Origin of the sequence: Dellaglioa carnosa, assembly GCF_026948345.1 — a bacterium.
Classification (GTDB): Bacteria; Bacillota; Bacilli; order Lactobacillales; family Lactobacillaceae; genus Dellaglioa; species Dellaglioa algida.
In genome coordinates, this window is the sequence record NZ_JANXLI010000002.1 from 250235 (window position 1) to 270611 (window position 20377).

Genomic DNA, 20377 nt, shown 5'->3' on the forward strand with positions numbered 1-20377 from the left:
AACTAAATGACACAAACGTTAGCACAATTAAAAGATTATATAAATGCCGGAGCCGCAAAGATTCCAGCAGATTTAGTCATTGAGAATGGAACGTTAATTAATGTTATGACAACCGAGTTCTATCAGGCAGATATTGCCATTTATAAAGAAAAGATTGTTGCTGTTGGAAATATTGAAGCTTATATCGGTGATGAAACAAAACACATAGATGCAACCGGGAAATATATAGCACCAGGATTAATTGATGGGCATATTCACGTTGAGTGCAGCAAAATGAGTATGACTAGTTTTGCTAATGCGGTTGTCCCGTTTGGAACGACTAGTGTAATTTCAGGATTAGATGAAACAGTCGCGGTCGCTGGGCTAGAAGGTGTACAAGAAGTATTTAAAGAAATAGAAGGATTGCCGCTCAATCTATTTTGGGGTGCACCTTATAAAACACCGTATACGATTCCGCAATCAACGATTGCTTTCAACATCGATGCGGATGTTCAAGAAACGATTCAAAAGTGGACAGAATGCTACGGTGTTTGGGAAACAGTCAGAGAAGCGATTGAAACGCAAGACGAGGATACCTTAAAAACGTTGATTCACGCGCAAAATAATCACTTACCAATCTTTGGTTGTGCACCAATGGCAACCGGCATTAAATTGAATGAATATCTGGCAAGTGGTATTCGATTGGATCATGAGAGTTACGGGCATGAAGAACTTGTTGAAAAAGCTAGAAATGGGATGAACGTTTTAATCAGAGAGTCATCTGTCACGCATTTCTTAGCAGAAAATATTCGCGCCGTTACTGAGGTTAATCCGGCAATAGCACGTCACGTTAGTTTTTGTACAGATGACGTGACAGCAACAGATATTTTGGAAAAAGGTCATCTTGATTATCTCGTTAAATTAGCGATTCAAGCTGGTGTTGAACCAATTACAGCGATTCAAATGGCAACAATTAATAGTGCCGAAGCTTATCGAATTGATGATCAAGTGGGTTCCGTATCACCGGGAAGGTTAGCCGATATATTAATTATTGATCAACCAGGTTCATTTAATGTTGAATTAGTAATTAGTCGCGGTCAGGTTGTTGCTGAGAATAAAGAAATATTGAAACCACTAGTTGCGCCAGTTAGAAGTGATTTATTCAAAGGGAAGTTAAAGCACGAACTAACGTCTGCGGATGATTTTGAATATAAGGTGACTGAAAAGGCAGGAATGGCAACTATTCAAACAATTAATAGTCAGGGAGCCTTCGTTCGAAAAAGAAAAGACGTTGATTTAACTATCAAAGCAGGAGTTGTACAACCTAGTCCGGAAAAAGATGTTGCCTTAGTTTCCGTATTGGAGCGATTTGGTAAGAATGGTAACCAGTCACTTGGATTCACATCTGGGTGGGGACTTAAAAAAGGTGCGATGGCGTCATCTTCTGCACCTGATGATAATAATATTGTTGTTATGGGCGTTAATGCGAATGATATGTCGATTGCCACAAATAAGTTAATTGAAGCGGGCGGCGGACAAATCGTCGTGATCGATGGCGAAGTCATTTCATTTTTGGCTTTACCAGTTGGTGGAATTATGAGTGATTTGGCACCAAGAGAAATTGAAGCGGGTGAAATTGCTTTAAGAAAAGGAACTGATTTAATGGGTAGTGAGTTACCTGACCCAATGTTTTATATGTCCTTTTTACCAATTACAGCGATTCCGGATTTAGCCATTACTGATTTAGGAATGGTAGATTGTGTTGCACTGAAAATTGTTGACCCAATTATTCAGATTATGCCTCTTAAAAGATAGGAGATACAATGAAAAAGGAACGCTTAAAGAAGTTAATTGATGTCGCCGCAGGAAGACTTCCCGCTGATTTAATCCTAACAAATGGTAAGATTATTGATGTTTATAATGCGCGTTTAATGGATGGGGATGTAGCCATTGTTGATGGCGTCATTGCGGGTATTGGCGGCCACTACAATGGTAAAACAGTTGTTGATATTCGTGGAGAATTTATTTCCCCAGGATTTATTGATCCACATATTCACGTAGAATCAGCTTATGTTTCTCCTGAAGAGTTTGGGCGATTGATGGTGCCTCATGGGACAACAACGGTAATGGCAGATCCACATGAAATTGTTAATGTCGCTGGATTAACGGGATTAGATTATATGATTAATGCAGCTAAAGAAACCGCGTTAGACATTCAATATATGTTGCCTTCATGCGTTCCGGCAACGAAAATGGAAAATTCTGGAGCCGTTATCTCGGCCGGAGATATGATTGAGCCACTGACAAGTGGAGAAACAAAAGGATTAGCTGAATTTATGGACTTTCCTGGCGTAATCAATGCGGAAAGTGACATTCTCGATAAATTACTCGTTGCTACAAATTTAAATAAACGCATTGATGGTCACAGCCCACAAGTTTATGGGAAAGATTTAAATGCATATATTGCCGCGGGCATTCAAAATGACCATGAATGTTCAACACTTGAAGAAATGCAAGATCGTTTAAGCCGAGGGATGTATGTATTTTTACGCGAAGGTTCAGTGACACATAATTTAAGAACCTTATTAAAAGGTGTGACGTCTAATAATTCTAGAAGAACGGTTTTATGTGGGGATGATGTTCAAGCGAAGACAATTATTGAAAAGGGTCATCTGGATAATAGTTTGAAGATTTGTGTTGAAGAAGGTGTAGACCCCTTAGTTGCAATTCAAATGGCAACACTTAATACTGCCGAGTGCTGTGAACTTAAAGATAGAGGTGCAATAGCACCCGGACTTAGGGCTGATTTAGCTATTATTAGTGATTTAACTGAGATGACAGTTTCGAGCGTCTACATTGCCGGTGAAAAAGTTGCTGAAGACGGTTCTTATTTATTGGAAACCAAGAGTTATCCTATCAACAGTGTTCAGTCCTCAGTTCACTTGGCTAATTTCAATCAAGATAAATTAGTTCTACCATTAACAAGCAATCGAGTACATGCAATTGAAGTTATTCCTAATGAAGCAATAACATTAGATAGAGAAATCGATGTTAGCCGTGACGCCACGGGCAACTTTGTTTACGATTCAAGTATTCCCGTTGCCAAGATTTCGGTAATTGAACGTCACCATGAAACAGGGAATATTTTTACCGGCGTGCTGAAAGATTATGGAATTAAAGAAGGCGCCATTGCAATTTCGATTGCTCATGATTCACATAATTTAATTACGGCTGGAACTAATGATCAAGATATGGCTTTAGCTGTTACTGCATTAAAAGATATTCAAGGTGGGATGGTCTTAACGAAAAATAATCAGGTCTTAATATCAATTCCATTACCAATTGGCGGGCTAATGAGTGATCAATCCGGAGAATGGGTAACGGCACAACTTGAAAAATTTAACGAAGTAGCCTATAAAGAACTGGGAATTAATCGTAATGTTGATCCCGTAATGACTTTAAGCTTTATGTCATTGGCCGTAATTCCGGAACTTAAAATTACCGATATGGGATTAGTTAATGTCAGTCGATTTGAATTTGAAGATGTTAGCGTGTAAGACCGTTAAATCAGTCATAATCGTTCACATCCGGTCAAAAATAAGTGTTAATTATTTTTATTTAAAAAATGAAAGTTTTATCTGATGATTAAATGTGCTAAACTATATCTGTATTAAAAAATGCAATGCAAACGTATTGTAATTTATCTAGGAGGACTTCAAATGTCATTAGTAAATGGTAAAAGTATGTTAGACGCTGCACGTGCAGGTAACTATGCTGTTGGTGCTTTTAACACAAATAACTTGGAATGGACTCGCGGTATTCTTGCTGCTGCCCAAGAAAAAGGTGTTCCGGTTTTAATCCAAACATCAATGGGTGCTGCAAAATATATGGGTGGATACGAATTATGTTTACACCTTGTTCAAGATACTGTTAAATCAATGGGTATCACTGTTCCCGTTGTTATGCATTTAGATCATGGTAACTATGAAGCAGCTAAAGAATGTATCGAAGTTGGATACAACTCAGTTATGTTTGATGGCCATGACTTACCATTTGCAGAAAACTTAGAAAAAACAAAAGAAATCGTTGCTTTAGCTCATGCTAAAGGTATCTCAGTTGAAGCAGAAGTTGGTTCAATTGGTGGAGAAGAAGATGGTATCGTCGGAGCTGGTGAATTAGCTGATGTTGAAGAAGCTAAAACACTTGCTGCTACTGGTATTGATTACTTGGCTTGTGGAATTGGTAACATTCATGGCCAATACCCAGCTAACTGGACTGGTTTGAACCTTGACCGTTTATCAGAATTAGCTGCTGTAATCGAAACACCACTTGTATTACATGGTGGTTCAGGTATTCCTAAAGACCAAATCCAAAAAGCTGTTAAAATGGGTATCTCAAAAGTTAACGTTAACACTGAATGTCAATTAGTATTTGCTGCTGCAACTCGTAAATATATTGAAGAAGGAAAAGACCAAGAAGGTAAAGGTTTTGACCCTCGTAAATTATTCGCACCAGGTACAAAAGCAATTACTGAACTTGTTGAAGATCGTATTGAATGGTTCGGTACAGAAGCAGCTAAATAATTTATTTAGTTCTGCTAAAAAAGAGTTTTCAAAATCATTTTGATTTTGAGAGCTCTTTTTTTGTGCAATTAATTATATTAGCAAGATAATAAGAAAAAGACGATTTAATTGGCCGTTTGTAACCGTTTGCAATATAATGAAAGAGTACATAATACGGATAAAGAAAGGGATATTATGAAAAAAATAATTAATGATCCTAAAAATGTTGTAAACGAAATGGTTAGCGGATTGGTTAGAGCTTACCCACAATATTTACAAAAAATTGAAGGCACGGAAGCAATGGTTAGAAGTAATGAAGCTTCTATGGTTGATAAAGTGGGGATAATTAGTGGTGGCGGAAGTGGACACGAACCTGCTCATGCTGGTTTTGTTGGTCCCGGTATGTTGTCGGGCGCCGTTGCCGGACAGGTATTTACTTCGCCTACGCCGGACCAGATTTATGAAGCAATCAAAGCAGCTAATCATGGAAAAGGTGTCTTTTGTGTTGTGAAAAACTATTCTGGGGATATTATGAACTTTGATATGGCTAAGGAATTGGCCGAGATAGATGATATCGAAGTAAAGATGGTTGTTGTTGACGATGATATTGCGGTGGAAGATAGTCTATATACGCAAGGTAAACGTGGTGTTGCAGGAACGATTTTCATGCATAAAATAGTTGGTGCCGCAGCAGACCAAGGTGCAACATTAGCAGAAATCGATGCGCTTGCTCAAAAAGTAATGCCTAATATTAAGACAATTGCAGTTGCGTTGAGTGGTGCAACTGTTCCAGAAGTTGGCAAACCAGGTTTTGAACTTGCTGATGATGAAATCGAGTATGGTGTAGGAATTCATGGTGAACCTGGTTATCGTCGTGAAAAATTAAAACCATCTAAAGAACTGGTACAAGAACTATTGAGCAAGTTAAAAGATGCATTTGGTATGAAACCTAATGACAAGTATGCTGTTTTGGTAAATGGTATGGGAGCAACACCATTAATGGAACAGTACGTTTTTATGAATGATACACTCGATCAATTAACTGATGAAAAGGTTGAAGTTGCATTTACTAAGGTAGGTAACTATATGACATCACTAGAAATGGCCGGGATATCCTTAACACTATTCAAAATTGAAGATGACGAATGGTTATCATATTTAAATTACACAGTAGACACAATCGCATGGTAAGAAAGAGGTCATAAAATGTTAACAATTGAAAATACAACAAAATGGTTCCAACTATTTTCAGATGAAATTATCGCAAACAAAGATTATTTGAGTGAACTAGATACGCCAATCGGCGATGGTGACCACGGGAATAACATGGCACGAGGTGCCGAAGCAATTCAAGAATTGTTAAAAAACCAACAGTTTGATACATTATCAGATTTATTTAAAAATGTGGCGATGGCATTTATTAAATCTGTTGGTGGTGCTTCTGGTCCACTTTACGGAACGGCTTTTATTGAAATGGCTAAAGCAAGTAAGGAGACGAGCAATCCGGCTGAATTGATTGCAACTGGGTTAGACGGCATCAAACGGCGTGGTGCTTCAGATGTTGGTGCTAAAACAATGATTGATGTTTGGACGCCAGCCCTTGAAGTGATTAAATTAAACCAATTAACCGTTGAGAAGATTAACGCGGATGTTGAAGCAACCAAGGCACTTGTTGCAACAAAAGGTCGTGCTTCATATCTTGGAGAACGGTCTATTGGGCATATTGATCCAGGCTCAATGTCGAGTGGCTATCTATTTGAGACATTATTGGAAACGGGGGCACTCGAATGACATACGGTATTGTAATTGTATCGCATGTTCCTGAAATTGCTGCCGGCGTTAAGCGATTGTTAGATCAAGTGGCTGCTGATGTGTCAATTACGGTTGCCGGTGGAACAGATGATAACGAAGTTGGGACATCGTTTAATAAAATCCAAACCGCCTTTGATAACAATGAAGCCGATGAACTGTTGGCTTTTTATGATTTAGGCAGTGCAAAAATGAATTTAAATATGGTAATGGAATTTTCAGATAAAATAGTCCATTTATATGACACAGCGCTAGTTGAAAGTGCCTACACTGCGGCGTCTTTGGTAGCAGCGGATGTTAAGTTAGCATCTATTGAAAAGCAATTAGACGAGTTGAAAATTAAATAAGAGATAAAAAATAACGTCAATCAATTAAGATTGACGTTATTTGAGTTGGTCTTATAGAGCTAAAGCGATGGCAATGAATGCTAACAATGCGGGTAGTCCTTGAACTAAAATGATTTTTTTAGCAGCAGTTAAACTACCAAAAACGGCGGCAATAAAAACAAATCCGGTGAAAAGTAATAACATTGATTTGAGTGCGGCACCAGATAGTATTAGGAGCACAACCATTAAACCAACACCAATAAAGCCATTATATAATCCCTGATTAGCCATTAATGATTTGGCCTCTTTTTGGTTTAGAAACTCTGGTTTTAGTTCAAAAGCATTTTGAGCAGTTGAGGTAGTTGAGAAAAACATCTCAAGAATCATAATAAATAGATGCTCAAATGCGACAATCCAAGATAAAATAAGTGCAATTAACATAATAATCTCCCCTTAATAAGTTGTGAACATAGTATAACGTAACAACAATCAGAGTACAATTAATCGATATAATCGCTTACAATGAGAATATTTTAATATTCAAAAAAAAGACTTATGACGGCGAGTGATTTTGTGTAATATGATCTCTATTAATACTATTAAGGAGAGTTAATTATGCCAACGAATGCAAAAGAGGGAATTATTTTTACAACATTAATGTGCTCAATGATGGTTTTTGTGATGAGCGCATACAATTTATTATTAGTCGGAAAATTAGGAGTGGCAACATTATTATTAGGTTTTATTCCAGGATTCATTGTCGCTTTCATTTTAGATGTGTTAGTTGTCGGTAAAATTGCGATGGCAATTGCCGATAAGTTACCCCTAAATCATGACAAAATGTGGCAAATGATTCTTGCTATTTCGGGGATGATGATTTGCGGAATGGTCGGCTTTATGTCACTTTATGGATTACTCATTGAAGGTGGGATGCCAGCTCATTTCTGGTCTGCATATTTTGCTACTATCGGACGTAATATTATTGTTGCGGTCCCTCTACAATTGATTATTGTAGGACCAATTTCGAGAAAAATATTGAGCATGATTCATGCTAGAGATGAAGCAAAAAAGTTAGCTTAAATGGAAATATTTGGGGAATTCACCAGTAAAAGGGTAAATTCTTTTTTTATTAAAGGGTTGTATTGGAATGAAATTGTTAGAAAGCGTTATAATGTAACTGTTCATTGAAAAGAACCTTGACTGTAACTTCAAAATACAAAGGAGATTATAATTATGAAAGATTTTCAATTTAAAAATACAACTGATATCCGTTTTGGTTCAAACCGTATTGAAACGGAATTACATGACGCAGTTGCGCAATTTGGCCCTAATGTGCTATTAACATATGGTGGTGGGTCAATTAAACGTTCAGGTTTATATGATTCTGTAAAGAAAATTTTAAGTGATTTAAATATCGTTGAATTGGCTGGCATCGAACCTAATCCTAAAATTAGTTCAGTTCGTGAAGGTCAAAAATTAGTTAAAGAAAATAAGATTGATGTTGTTTTAGCCGTTGGTGGTGGATCAGTTGTCGATGCCTCTAAAGTAATTGCTTCATCGGCATTTTACGAGGGCGATCCTTGGGACTTAGTACTCGATTCAACAAAACGATTTAAAATGAAGCAACTACCACTTGTCGATATCTTAACATTATCAGCTACTGGGACAGAAATGAATGCCGGATCGGTTATTTCAAATCCGGAAACAAATGACAAACTAGGTACTTATGGTCCTAATACGCCTGCTGTTTCATTCTTAGACCCAGCTCTAACAATGAGCGTTTCGAAATGGCAAACTGCTGCCGGATCAATTGATATATTCTCTCATTTAACAGAACAATATTTTGATAAAGAAAAAAATAATGATGTCTCAGATGGTATGATTGAAGGCATTATGCGTACCGTTATTAAGTGGGCACCAATTGCCGTTGCGGAACCTGATAACTATGACGCACGCGCTAACTTAATGTGGTCATCAACGATGGCATTAAATGGTGTTGTACGATTAGGCTATCAAGATGGCTGGACGTCACATCCAATTGAACATGAATTGTCAGCCTATTATGATATTACACATGGTGTTGGATTGGGAATAATAACACCTCGATGGATGAAATTTGTTTTATCCGCTGAAACAGTCGCTAAATTTGCAAAATTTGGTCGAAATGTTTGGCATATTCAAAACGATAACGACCAAGTAGTTGCTGATATTGCTATTCAAGCAGTTTATGATTGGGTTAAATCGTTAGGCGTACCAACAACATTACCAGGTGTTGATATTAATGATGATACTAACTTTAAGGTAATGGCTGAATCAGCTGTTAAAGTTGGCCAATTAGATAGTGCCGTTTACGTTGATATGTCGGTTAACGATGTAGTTGATTTATACAAGGCAACAATGACAACAGACGGATTCGAATAAAAGATTCATATTCCACTTTAGCATCCAAAATCTTGGATGCTTTTTTGTTTGGTAAGGTTTAAATTTGTTTTCCGGAATAAACTTCAGTATGCTAAATAGTAAGGGTATACAAATCGATAATGAGAAGAGGTATTTATGATAAATAAGATAAAACCGCATTTAATACAATTTTTATTCATGTTGATGGGGCTAGAAATTATTGCAATAAGCATTAATTTCTTCTTTGCACCACAAAAAGTTGCAGTTGGTGGCGCAACGGGTATTGCCATTCTTTTAGAAACGGCTTTTAACTGGAATGTTTCTATTGTGTTATTGAGTATTAATATTGCGTTACTGATTTTAGCTTATTTTATGTTGGATCGTTCAACGACTAAAAAAATAATGATGGGAAGTTTTATTTTACCGTTGTTTTTAGCCATCACACCTCAAATAAATGTGGTTGAGGATAGATTGTTGGCCGTAATTGTTGGTGGTGCAGTTTTTGCGGTAGGGATTTCAATTCTCTACCGAATTGATGCATCTAGTGGCGGGACAACCGTTCCCCCAATGATATTAAAAAAATATTTTAACATCAAGCCGGCGTCCAGTTTATTGGTAATTGACGCAATTGTGTGTATTTTCAATATATTTGTTTCGGGTACAGAAGCTTTTATTTTAGCTATTTTTTCTTTAGTTATTACTTACTTTATTATGAACTATATTGAAACGGGACTAGACCGAAAAAAAGTCTTATATGTGATGAGTACCGAAGTAGGATTGAATAAATTGAAAGAAGACATTAATGCCAACGTAGATAGAGGATTCACAATTTTTGATGCTAAAGGTGGGTACTCGGGTGAAGATAAGGAAATGTTGATGATTATCGTTGAAAATCAAAACTATCAACAAATGCTGAATAAAGTGCATGAGATTGACCCGAATGCATTTATCATTGTATATAATATTGCAGAAGTTCATGGTGCTAACTTATCCGGAATTGAATAGGAGTTTTTAATATGTATTTAATGAATTGGGTTAATGGTACAGAACGATATTGGCTGGGAATGACTAGCCAGGGGTTAAGTTTTGTCGGGTCGCCAAATGGCATAAAGAGTGAGATTAATGAATTCTATCCAGAAATCGAGTTTGAAGAAAATGATCGTTATTTTCAATCTGTAATTGACGAATTACGGGCTTATTTTGCCGGCGATTTACAAGTATTCACGGGACCTATCGATTTTAATTCGAGTGGAACTAAACTACAGAACGAAGTCTGGAAACAGCTCCAATTGATTCCATATGGGGAAACAAAAACATATGCTGAATTAGCAGTAGCAGTCGGGAAACCAAAAGCTATTCGGGCGGTGGCAACAGCGATTGGACGCAATCCAGTTTTAATAGTCGTCCCCTGTCATCGCGTTTTGAGAAAAGATGGTAGTTTGGGCGGATATCGTGGTGGTATTCAGATAAAAGAACGATTGTTGAAGATAGAACATAAATAAAAACCACCATTATCAAGAACGATAATGGTGGAAAAAAGTAGGGATAATTAACTTCGGGGGAGAAGTTGGTTATCTTATTTAATTTGTTCGGGGAAACAAATTAAAAGTTATCAATTAAGGTATGAATAGATAATAACAAGTAGTTGTGAAGAAAATATGACGTTAAAAAGAAAAAATACCACTACTTATTAAGTAGTGGTATGAAAATACTAATCTATTCGAGACTCTGGGGGGAGTAGGTTAGATCTAAATGAAACATTTAAACTAAAATGACCGTATTTTATAGTAGAATTAAGTTAAACATAAATTAGCTTTATGCCTATATTTACAGTATACATGTTTATGTTTGAAAATATACTGATGTGACAACTTTGTTAGTTTATAATTTATTTTGCAAGATGAGACAGATGAAAAGGCAGTTTGGAGGGGTTAAAATTGAATTTTTTAGAAAAAGTAAAAACGAATAAAGTGACTTTAGTTGAATGGAATACGCCTAACACACTTGAGACAACTAAATTTTTTGAAGGAGCAAAGACGCTCAGTGACTTGAAAATCGATAAGCTCTCGATTGCGGATAATCCGTTAGGGATGGCACGAATATCCAATTTACTTCTTGGTTATCAACTCAGTGAGCGAGGAATTCCAGCGATTATTCATTTGACGACAAGAGATTACAACTTAGTTGGATTAGAGTCGCAATTAATGGGATTAAGTTCCGTGGGTTTAAATGATTTGATGGTTGTTAGGGGGGATCCGGCACGTACCGAGGGTGCTTCAAATGTTTACGACAAGACTGCTAAACAATTAATTTCTGCCATTAAAAAAATGAATTCAGGCACGTCTCTTTCCGGAAGACAGCTGAATACTAAGACACGTTTTAAAGTGGGTGGGGCATTTAATATCAACGCGGAGAATTTAGAATTAGAGTTTGAAGATATTAAAAGAAAAATAGCTGCTGGGGCGGACTTTATCATTACGCAATCAGTTTTTGAAATAGAAAAAGCAACGCAATTAAAAACGTGGCTAGATACTAATGATATTAGCATACCAATATTTGTTAGCATCATGCCTGTACTCTCCTTTGAACGGGCACAATTTATTCAAGAGAACGTTCAAGGAATTGAGTTAACTGATCTTTTTATGGATACAATGAGGCAAGCCGCCTTAACTGGTGAAGAGCGTGAAATTGGAATCATGAATTCTCGCAAACTAATGAAAGAAGTTTCTAAAGTTTTTAATGGTATTCACCTTGTGACGCCGGGGTCAGACTATCAAGCAATCATTGAAATTATAGAAGGTAAATAAAAAACCGCTATTACCAGATAAGGTAATAGCGGAAAGGAGTAGGGGTAATTAAAATCCGGGGAGAAATTAATTACTTGTTAGTTAGTTTAATTTGGGGAACAAATTAAAAGTTATTTAATTAAGGTATAAAGAGATAATAACAGGTAATTATGAAGAAAGTGTGACTAAAATTAGCTGAAATTAATTTTATATATTAAGTAATCATTATTTTTAGGCACAAAAAAAACGACACTATAACGTAAGTTACAGTGTCGAAAAGGGTAAAACAGTCAAAATCAATTGGGGGATTGATTTTGATATTCAGACCTTGGGGGAGGTACTGAATGAGTTTTATTGATTAGGTTACTCATTCAATATAACAATTGTTTATCTAAAATGCAAGGATTAAATTAAATAAAAAATTATTCATACCAATTTAGTTCATTTCGCGGTAACATATAAGTAGCATTAAAATTAAAAATTGACCTTTTTTAACGGTTTGGGTAAATGGTCAAATGAGGCTGGGGATTTTTTTATGTATATGGAAGACTTTTTAGATAAGCAGGAAAGAATTTCTAATCAAATATTAGAGTTACTACAAACACATGGTGGATATTTAAGCAAAAAGAAGTTAACAGAACTATTAGAAATATCTGGTAATTCACTACGTATATATTTGAAAAATATTGAAGTGAGACTTGAAAAATTTGTTGAATCTGGACATGTTTTTTTTGAAGTGGAAGCCAATAATGTCAAATTTAGCGTAGATGGAACGACCAATTTATCTAATATCAGTAACGATTTTTTTAGGGATTCCTACAAGTACAAGATAATCATGTATTTGTACATGAATGAAACACTAAATCTTATTGATCTTGAAAATGAATTACATATTAGTGGCTCGTCAATAACAAGACGAATTAAAGAACTAAATGAGATATTAGTAGAATTTGATTTGAAAATTAAAAACCGCCGATTGGTGGGAACAAAAATTCAATTAAATTATTTTTATTATCTATTTTTTATTAGAGTAATGCCCTTCACGGATCGTGCGGAGCTCTTATCAAGAAGTAAGACAATTAACGCGTACACCGAGGTATTAAATAAGCAGTACGACTTAGGCTGGGGCGACGACGAAAAACTAAGTGTTTTTTTGTGGCTTAAAATCCTCATTCGATTGAATTCATATAAAGAACAACGTGAAGAGGCATTAACACCAGTTTCTCGGGAATTAATTAAAAATAATCCAGCGTATAGTAAAGTTAAAATAAGTTTCTTTAGATTCCTAAAAAAATATGCTCTTTCGTTTGTCGAAGAAGATGCAATTGGGTTATATTATTTTTTAATTGGATTTGATTTAATTAAAAATGATTCAGAATTGTATGAAGAAATTAGAGACGTTGATATTGATAAAGAAACACCACTCAATGTCGCGATTAATTTCTTTTGGAGAGATATTGAGAAATACACGTATTTTAAAAATGATACCAAAATAAACTATACGTTATTTAATTTGTATAGTAAGTTAGCTATATTTAAGGGTGAGAGTTTCATTTATAATCGAACAATCACGGAATTTAATCGTAAATCATTGGAGCGAGAAGACTTTGGGTTAATCATTCAAAAATTATTGGCCGCTTACCAATCTGTGGCCCAGTTTAATGGGCTAACCGCGCCGGAGAGTCTCTATTATCTGCAAATCCAATATTTATATATTTTAAATATTTTAAATTTTGAATTTGATGATGTCTTAAAAATAGGTTTATTTATCAATCGTGATCCAATTATGGAAAAATTAACGATGATTATTATGGAACGCCTTTTACACGGTATTTTAAACGTTCAGGTAGAAGCATGCCAAGAAGGTAAAGACTATGATTTAATTGTAACGAACAGAATGGGCGTTAGTCAGCAACAATTTGAATCACCATTATATATCATGTCTGAAATTGGCGTTAGTTCCGATGAAGCTATTGCCGACGTAATAAATGAAGTTTTAGAAATTGATAAGGTTAAGAAAATAAACATGCAAAGTTTGGAGAGGGATTCACGATGAAATATGTCATTATTGGCGGAACGCATGCAGGTATATCCGCTGCCAGAACCATCTTAAAGTCAGACCCGAATGCAGAAGTTACTATTATTGAAATGAAAAAAAATGTTAGTTATATTTCTTCGGGGATTAATTTATATTTTGATGGTACGATTGATGATTTGGCAGATGCTAGTTACGCAACGCCTGATTTATTGAGAGCTGAGGGTATAAATCTGATACTTGGAACAGAAGTTTTGAATGTAAATACTGAAGAAAAACAATTATACGTTGTTGATACAGAAGAACAATATAGCTACATTAATTATGATAAATTAATTTTGGCCAATGGATCAAAAGTTGTTAAACCAAAAATCAAAGGCATTGATAACGCGGACGTTATTCTTTATAAAAATTTGGAAGAATCAAAAAATGCGCTAGAACGATTGAATACAACGGGTAAACATATTTTAATTGTAGGGGCCGGACTCGCCGGACTCGCACTTGCCAGCTCAATTTATGAAGGACGTCAAGGTGAGCAAGTTGAGATAACACTGGTTGAGGCAATGGAAGGCGTCTTGATGCATTATGCAGATCAAGAAGTTAGTGATCGATTAATTGAAGACCTAAAGGGAAAGAACATCAAATTTATTTTAAAAAATGATGTTCATTCTATTAATGTTGATCAAAATGACAAAATAATGAGTGTTTCAACGACTGATCAAGAAATTGATTGCGATATGGTTGTCTTTTCTGTTGGATTAATGCCAAACAATGATTTTTTACGAGGTGCGGTTGAACTTAACCAGAACAACACTATAAAAATTGATGATTATATGCAAACGAGCGACGAAAATATTTATGCTGCGGGAGATAACGTTGAAGTTAGGCAAACGGTTAGCCAACGTCGAAGTTATCAACCACTTGTTAATAATGCCGTAAAAGGTGCAATAGTGGCTGCGTATAACTGTGTCGGGTTAATTAAACCTATTAAGATTGAAACAACCCAAGGGACGACTGGAACGAAGTTATTTGGCCATTATGTTGCGACTACTGGTATTACTGAAGAAAATGCACCATATATTGGATTAAATGTTATATCAAGCACAATTGAGGAAAAAATCCAATATAACTATGTTAAAAATGGTTCAAACGTGATGATTAAAGTTATCTACGAAAAAGATACCGAAATAATCGTTGGTGCACAAATTTATTCGGAAAATAATATGTTAGATATGATTAATGTGATGTCAATAGCCGTTAATATGCGCATGACAATGTCGAAATTAGCCACAATGGACTTTTATTTTAATCCAGCATACAATAAAGCATTAAATTCTTTAAACGAAGTTGCATTAGCAAGGACCATGAAACCTTGTCGTAGCAGTAAATAATGAAAAAAGAGTCAATAATTGTGAGTTAACACTCAAATATTGACTCTTTTTATTTTATTTTATATGGCATAATAAATCTTGTAAATAAATGATTTCTGGAGTTTATTGATTAGGACACAGAATATTGATAAGAAGATTTAGTGTGGGGACGCTTATTTTCTGAAACTAGTTACTTAATGAAAATTAAGTAGCTTTTTTTTGCTTTAAATTAAAATTGGTATAGATGTTTATTGGCCGATACTTCTATTGAAAACGCTGTATTTTGGCTATTTAATCATATTTCATATTTTATTTGAATTTTTTTGGTCTAACAGGTATGATGAATTTTATAAGACAAAAAGGGGATAAATTATGAAAAGTTATTTACAGAGAATGGGACGTTCATTGATGCTGCCTATCGCGGTTTTACCAGCGGCGGCATTGTTAGTTGGGATTGGTAATTGGTTGCCGCAAGATTGGTTTACGGCAACATTTATGCAGGCCGGCGGGAATGCTATATTAAGTAATTTAGCGTTATTATTTGCTGCCGGACTTGCTTTAGGAATGTCTGTTAATAAAGATGGCGCAGCAGCCTTGGCGGGTGTTGTAGCGTTTGAAATTCCAGTTAAAATGTTAGAACCAACTTCGGTTGCGACATTACTAGGAATAAAAGTTTCCGCCGTTGATCCAGCGTTTAGTTCGATTGGTGGCAATGTTTTTATTGGTATTATTGCAGGATTAATCGCAGCTGCAATGTACAATCGCTTCCACAACGTTAAACTACCGATGGCAATTTCTTTTTTCAGTGGAAAACGATTAGTACCAATTATGTCAGCCTTAGTGATGATTTTTGTCACACTAGCATTACTAGTAGTCTGGCCATTAGTCTACGCATGGCTAGTTGCATTCGGAAAATTCATGGTCGGCCTTGGTTGGGCAGGTGCCGGACTTTACGGGTTCTTCAACCGTTTATTAATTCCAACAGGACTACATCAGGCTTTAAATTCAGTATTTTGGTTTGATGTTGCAAAAATTAATGATATTGGAAATTTTTGGAGTAATACGGGAATCAAAGGAACTACCGGGATGTACATGGCGGGCTTCTTCCCAATTATGATGTTTGGCTTACCAGCCGGGGCATATGCAATCTATCGTAATGCCTTACCCGAACGTAAAAAAGAAGTTGGCTCATTGATGTTGGCAGGCGCGTTTGCGTCATTCTTCACAGGTGTGAGTGAACCATTAGAATTTTCATTTATGTTTGTTGCTTGGCCATTATACGTGATTCATGCAGCATTAACGGGCTTGTCTTTAGCATTTGCCGCATTTATGCATTGGACCGCCGGATTTACATTTAGTGCCGGTTTGGTTGATTACGTCCTGAGTGTCCGTGTGCCTATGGCTAATTTACCATTGATGTTATTAGTGCAGGGTATTGTTATGGCTATTATTTATTACACATTATTTAATTTTGCAATCAAGAAATTTAATTTAATGACACCTGGACGTGAACCAGTTTCTGATGATGTTCAACTATCGTCAGAACTAGGCGATGATAAATATACAAGACAGGCTCAAATTGTTTATGCCGCCTTGGGTGGAAAAGATAACTTAACGGTTGTTGATAACTGTACAACACGTCTCCGATTACAAGTTAAGGATACTAGTCTTGTGAATGAGGCTGCACTTAAATCATCAGGCGCTGCCGGATTTAAAGTTATTGATAAAACCAATATACAAGTTATCATTGGGACTGAGGTTCAATTTGTTGCGGATGAACTTGGTAAATTATATGAAGGAAAAGCCGAATCAATTTCACTTAGTAATGATGATTTACAAAAAAATATCGATAAATTGAACGGTACAGCTGTTTTATCTGATTCTGAGTCAATTGGTCATGAAGTATTTTACGCAGTTGCAAATGGACAATTAATGAGCATATCAGACGTCAAGGATGCTACTTTTGCAGAAAAAATGCTTGGCGATGGTTATGCGGTAGAACCCACTGATGGTGAGATTTATGCACCGGTTGCGGGTAAAGTGATGAGTGTCTTTCCTACAAAACATGCGGTAAGTATCTTAACTGAAACGGGATTAGAAGTACTTCTGCATATGGGAATTGATACTGTCCAACTTGAGGGAAAACCCTTTGAAGTTGTTGTTTCAGAAGGCGAAAGTGTTGGAAAAGGTAGCTTAATTGCGCGCGTTGATTTGGATGCAATTAAAGATGCTGGTAAAGAAACAACGATGATGGTTGTTTTAACCAATATGGATAAAGTCGATGAGATAACATTTGAGCATTTGAATGAAGTGGTCAATGCTAATGATATTTCAGCGACCGTTCGAACTAAATAAAGAGAATTAAAAGCAGATTGATATTTTCAGTCTGCTTTTTTGGTATAGCTAATTGTCTGGTCCAAGTGGCATATCAAATAATAGATTTAGTTTTAAAATTAATAATTGGTATTGGTTAAATAGCGTGGTATAGTGTTTGTAAGCGCATTACAAAACTAAGGGAGGACGTTCGAATGAATTCCTACTATTCGACATTATTGGAGAAAAGATACCCAACAAAACAAAGTATCGTTACTGAAATTATTAATCTAGAAGCTATTCTTAATTTACCAAAGGGAACTGAACATTTTGTCAGTGATGTTCATGGTGAGTATAATGCTTTTCAGCATGTTTTAAGAAATGGTTCTGGAAATGTAAAACAAAAGATTCAAGAAACATTTAATGGTCGGTTAACTGAAGCCAACATACAGGATTTTGCAATTTTAATATATTATCCAGAAGAAAAACTGGTGGCCAAAAAGCAACAAATGACTTCAAAATCTGAATTAGAGCAATGGTATTTAGATACAATTGGTAGAATGCTTGAGCTATTACAAAAAACGGCCACAAAATATTCTAGATCAAAGGTCAGAAAAGCAATATCACCCGATTTTTTGTATATAACGGAGGAATTATTATATAGTAATTCAAATGAATTAGACCAAAGAGATTACTATAATCGAATTATTGAAAATTTAATTGATTTAAATCAAGCTGAAGCTTTTCTAACTGTGACTGCGTATACTATTCAACGCTTAGTTGTTGATCATTTACATGTGATTGGTGACATCTTTGATCGTGGCCCTAACCCGGATAAAATCATGAAAACGTTGATGGATTATCATTCGGTCGATATTCAGTGGGGGAATCATGATATTTTGTGGTTAGGCGGAGTGGCTGGATCACCTTTGTGTATTGCTAATCTTTTAAGGATTTGTGCAAGGTATAATAATCTAGCTATTGTTGAAGATGCTTACGGCATAAATTTACGGCATTTAGCCTCATTTGCGGATAAAATGTATCAAGATAACCCGGCATTTTCGCCAAAGGTTAACTCGGCCCAAGAAGAAATTACAGAAGATGAACGACTTTTGATGACTAAAATGCATCAAGCAATGGCGATTATTCAATTTAAATTAGAAGGACAAATCATTCAAAGACGGCCCGATTTTGATATGGATAATCGGGCCATACTAGATAAAATTATAAATAACGGAACAGAAATTGATATTGATGGTAATCGTTATTCGTTGCAAGATACTTGTTTCCAAACGATTGATTGGACCAATCCATATGAGCTCACGGCTGATGAAGCAGAGATAATGGATAAATTAGTCCAGTCATTTATCCACGCAACTAAATTACGGGAACATTTAGATTTTATGATGAAGCGTGGTAGTATGTTCAAACGATATAATGGTAATTTACTAGTTCATGGCTGTATCCCAGTGATGCCAAACGGTGATCTTGAGAGTTTTGATTTAAGAGGTAAGTCATATGCTGGACCGGAGTTGTTACTATTTTTTGAAGATAATTTACGGAAAAGTTATGCGGAGCCGAAACAATCAACTGACCTTGAAACGGATTTGCTTTGGTATCTTTGGCAGGGACCAAAATCACCGTTGTTTGGCAAACATGCGATGAAAACTTTTGAACGTTACTTCATTGATAATAAAGAGGTTCAGGTAGAAATACCAAATGCCTATTATGAATTACGCCATAATGAAGATTTCTGTCGTCACTTATTGGAAGAATTTGAACTTAATCCGGATAATGGGAAAATAATTAACGGGCATACCCCCGTTAAACGTGGACATGAACCAGTTATGGCTAACAAAAAGATGATTGTTATCGACGGAGGATTTTCTAAAGCATATCAAGCAACTACTGGAATTGGGGGATACACACTACTCTCAAATTCATACGGGCTACAGTTAGTCGCACATCAGCCGTTTACATCTATGTGGGATTCCATTGAGAATGGAACAGATATCATCTCAGTGAAACGAATTATTGATAGTGAGGTTAGCAGGCAAACCATTGCTGAGACGGATACGGGAAAAGAATTGGCCAGTCGGGTTGTAGAATTAAAAAAATATTTACAGAGCAAATAAAAAAATCTTACTTACCAGTAAGATTTTTTTTGTTTAATGCAAGTTTTTCGGCAAGATCTTCACTAGCGCTCATTCGAATATAAGCAATGAAATGATAGATAATACCGGCTACAAGAAGAAATCCGGATAACCAAATATTAACAAATGATAGGGCAATCGATGTCCCATAAATGGCCATTGAACCAAGCGGATCAAAGCGAATCGATTGGTAATATGATTCTGGCTTTGCTTTTGATTTTAAATAAGAATGTTGGTTAACATAAAAATAAATCAGTAAAAATGTTCCTGAGATAAATAGTGCAACTAAGTCATAAAAGATGAATGCTGTACGGATATCCGGCGTATTACCAGATGCCAAAACGGCTGATATTAACGTCATCGGATAATTAATTAAAGTAATTGAAAAGAGCATCAGTAAATTTAAAATATTTAACCCTCTATCGGTAATCTTCAATCCAGCAATATAATCATGATGGAATAACCACAAGGTTCCGACGTACAAGTATGAAATGAGATACGTACCAAATATCGGCCATTGGTTGAGGACCTCATTAAATAAATGTCCGGGTTTAAAATCATCTATGTGGAATTCAAGTACCATAATTGTAATCAAAATTGAAAAAACGCCATCACTAAAGGCCTGGACGCGGTCGAGTTTCATA

General features: G+C 35.8%; 17 protein-coding genes. 15 read left to right on the top strand and 2 right to left on the bottom strand.

The window, feature by feature from the left end; all coding sequences use genetic code 11:
- Positions 1 to 6 precede the first annotated feature (6 nt).
- The 6 genes from N0K80_RS04145 to dhaM all read left to right on the top strand — a co-directional run bounded on the left by N0K80_RS04145 (position 7) and on the right by dhaM (position 6697).
- A complete protein-coding gene (locus tag N0K80_RS04145) occupies positions 7 to 1794 on the top strand; it encodes an adenine deaminase C-terminal domain-containing protein (protein WP_269023867.1) in 1788 nt (595 codons plus the stop codon).
- Between the two features lie 8 nt (positions 1795 to 1802).
- Positions 1803 to 3536, top strand: coding sequence for an adenine deaminase (ade, locus tag N0K80_RS04150; RefSeq protein WP_269023868.1), 1734 nt, complete (start codon positions 1803 to 1805; stop codon positions 3534 to 3536).
- A 162-nt stretch (positions 3537 to 3698) separates the two neighbouring features.
- Positions 3699 to 4562 carry a class II fructose-bisphosphate aldolase gene (locus N0K80_RS04155; RefSeq protein WP_269008040.1) on the top strand — a complete coding sequence of 288 codons (864 nt, stop codon included), beginning with the start codon at positions 3699 to 3701 and terminating at the stop codon, positions 4560 to 4562.
- A gap of 174 nt (positions 4563 to 4736) precedes the next feature.
- Positions 4737 to 5732, top strand: a complete 996-nt coding sequence (dhaK, locus tag N0K80_RS04160) for a dihydroxyacetone kinase subunit DhaK (protein WP_269023869.1) — start codon at positions 4737 to 4739, stop codon at positions 5730 to 5732.
- A 15-nt stretch (positions 5733 to 5747) separates the two neighbouring features.
- Positions 5748 to 6332, top strand: coding sequence for a dihydroxyacetone kinase subunit DhaL (dhaL, locus tag N0K80_RS04165; protein WP_269023870.1), 585 nt, complete (start codon positions 5748 to 5750; stop codon positions 6330 to 6332).
- Positions 6329 to 6697 (top strand): dihydroxyacetone kinase phosphoryl donor subunit DhaM, encoded by a 369-nt coding sequence (gene dhaM, locus N0K80_RS04170; RefSeq protein WP_269023871.1) that lies wholly within the window; start codon positions 6329 to 6331, stop codon positions 6695 to 6697. Before dhaL ends, dhaM begins: the two co-directional genes overlap by 4 nt.
- Before the next feature lie 51 nt (positions 6698 to 6748).
- Here the strand turns inward: dhaM and N0K80_RS04175 are convergent, their stop codons facing one another.
- On the bottom strand, positions 6749 to 7117 hold the full coding sequence (locus N0K80_RS04175; RefSeq protein ID WP_330166148.1) for a DUF1304 domain-containing protein: 369 nt from the start codon (positions 7115 to 7117) through the stop codon (positions 6749 to 6751).
- Positions 7118 to 7291: 174 nt separating this feature from the next.
- Between N0K80_RS04175 and N0K80_RS04180 the strand changes: the two genes are divergently transcribed.
- The 9 genes from N0K80_RS04180 (at position 7292) to N0K80_RS04220 (ending at position 19715) form a co-directional block, all read left to right on the top strand.
- Positions 7292 to 7756: a DUF2798 domain-containing protein gene (locus tag N0K80_RS04180; RefSeq protein WP_269023872.1), complete on the top strand. Its 465-nt coding sequence runs from the start codon at positions 7292 to 7294 to the stop codon at positions 7754 to 7756.
- A 153-nt stretch (positions 7757 to 7909) separates the two neighbouring features.
- A complete protein-coding gene (locus N0K80_RS04185) occupies positions 7910 to 9097 on the top strand; it encodes an iron-containing alcohol dehydrogenase (RefSeq protein WP_269023873.1) in 1188 nt (395 codons plus the stop codon).
- Positions 9098 to 9232: 135 nt separating this feature from the next.
- On the top strand, positions 9233 to 10081 hold the full coding sequence (locus N0K80_RS04190; protein ID WP_269023874.1) for a YitT family protein: 849 nt from the start codon (positions 9233 to 9235) through the stop codon (positions 10079 to 10081).
- 11 nt (positions 10082 to 10092) lie between these two features.
- Positions 10093 to 10578 carry a methylated-DNA--[protein]-cysteine S-methyltransferase gene (locus N0K80_RS04195; RefSeq protein WP_269023875.1) on the top strand — a complete coding sequence of 162 codons (486 nt, stop codon included), beginning with the start codon at positions 10093 to 10095 and terminating at the stop codon, positions 10576 to 10578.
- 435 nt (positions 10579 to 11013) lie between these two features.
- The gene (locus N0K80_RS04200) at positions 11014 to 11883 is read left to right on the top strand and encodes a methylenetetrahydrofolate reductase (RefSeq protein ID WP_269023876.1); all 870 of its coding nucleotides are present in this window, start codon (positions 11014 to 11016) and stop codon (positions 11881 to 11883) included.
- A 514-nt stretch (positions 11884 to 12397) separates the two neighbouring features.
- Positions 12398 to 13918, top strand: coding sequence for a helix-turn-helix domain-containing protein (locus N0K80_RS04205; RefSeq protein WP_269023877.1), 1521 nt, complete (start codon positions 12398 to 12400; stop codon positions 13916 to 13918).
- Positions 13915 to 15288: an FAD-dependent oxidoreductase gene (locus N0K80_RS04210; protein ID WP_269023878.1), complete on the top strand. Its 1374-nt coding sequence runs from the start codon at positions 13915 to 13917 to the stop codon at positions 15286 to 15288. Before N0K80_RS04205 ends, N0K80_RS04210 begins: the two co-directional genes overlap by 4 nt.
- A 351-nt stretch (positions 15289 to 15639) precedes the next feature.
- On the top strand, positions 15640 to 17622 hold the full coding sequence (gene nagE / locus N0K80_RS04215) for an N-acetylglucosamine-specific PTS transporter subunit IIBC (protein WP_269023879.1): 1983 nt from the start codon (positions 15640 to 15642) through the stop codon (positions 17620 to 17622).
- A 173-nt stretch (positions 17623 to 17795) separates the two neighbouring features.
- Positions 17796 to 19715 carry a fructose-1,6-bisphosphatase gene (locus tag N0K80_RS04220; RefSeq protein ID WP_269023880.1) on the top strand — a complete coding sequence of 640 codons (1920 nt, stop codon included), beginning with the start codon at positions 17796 to 17798 and terminating at the stop codon, positions 19713 to 19715.
- A 7-nt stretch (positions 19716 to 19722) separates the two neighbouring features.
- Here N0K80_RS04220 and N0K80_RS04225 read toward each other — a convergent pair whose 3' ends face one another.
- Complete coding sequence (locus N0K80_RS04225; protein ID WP_269023881.1) at positions 19723 to 20376, bottom strand: TMEM175 family protein; 654 nt, start codon at positions 20374 to 20376, stop codon at positions 19723 to 19725.
- Position 20377 lies beyond the last annotated feature (1 nt).